The sequence below is a fragment of the Pauljensenia sp. C0254C2 genome (assembly GCF_056583835.1).
This window is the reverse complement of the sequence record NZ_JBWPJO010000039.1, coordinates 1-861: the sequence shown is the minus strand read 5'-3', so window position 1 is coordinate 861 and position 861 is coordinate 1. Positions and strand designations below refer to the sequence as shown.

Genomic DNA, 861 nt, shown 5'->3' with positions numbered 1-861 from the left:
ACTGACGCTGAGGCTCGAAAGCATGGGTAGCGAACAGGATTAGATACCCTGGTAGTCCATGCCGTAAACGATGAGTGCTAGGTGTTGGAGGGTTTCCGCCCTTCAGTGCCGGAGCTAACGCATTAAGCACTCCGCCTGGGGAGTACGACCGCAAGGTTGAAACTCAAAGGAATTGACGGGGGCCCGCACAAGCGGTGGAGCATGTGGTTTAATTCGAAGCTACGCGAAGAACCTTACCAGGTCTTGACATCTTGCGCTAACCTAAGAGATTAGGCGTTCCCTTCGGGGACGCAATGACAGGTGGTGCATGGTCGTCGTCAGCTCGTGTCGTGAGATGTTGGGTTAAGTCCCGCAACGAGCGCAACCCTTGTTACTAGTTGCCAGCATTTAGTTGGGCACTCTAGTGAGACTGCCGGTGACAAACCGGAGGAAGGTGGGGACGACGTCAGATCATCATGCCCCTTATGACCTGGGCTACACACGTGCTACAATGGACGGTACAACGAGTTGCGAACTCGCGAGAGTAAGCTAATCTCTTAAAGCCGTTCTCAGTTCGGACTGTAGGCTGCAACTCGCCTACACGAAGTCGGAATCGCTAGTAATCGCGGATCAGCATGCCGCGGTGAATACGTTCCCGGGCCTTGTACACACCGCCCGTCACACCATGGAAGTTTGCAATGCCCAAAGTCGGTGGCCTAACCATTTGGAGGGAACCGCCTAAGGCAGGGCAGATGACTGGGGTGAAGTCGTAACAAGGTAGCCGTAGGAGAACCTGCGGCTGGATCACCTCCTTTCTAAGGAATAAAACGGAAACCTACACATTGTGGAAACTTTGTTTAGTTTTGAGAGGTTTACTCTCAA

At 53.1% G+C, this 861-nt stretch carries 1 rRNA gene; it reads left to right on the top strand.

The features are described from left to right. A 16S ribosomal RNA gene (locus AC1DA5_RS10570) occupies positions 1–794 on the top strand; the annotation flags it as partial. Positions 795–861 lie beyond the last annotated feature (67 nt).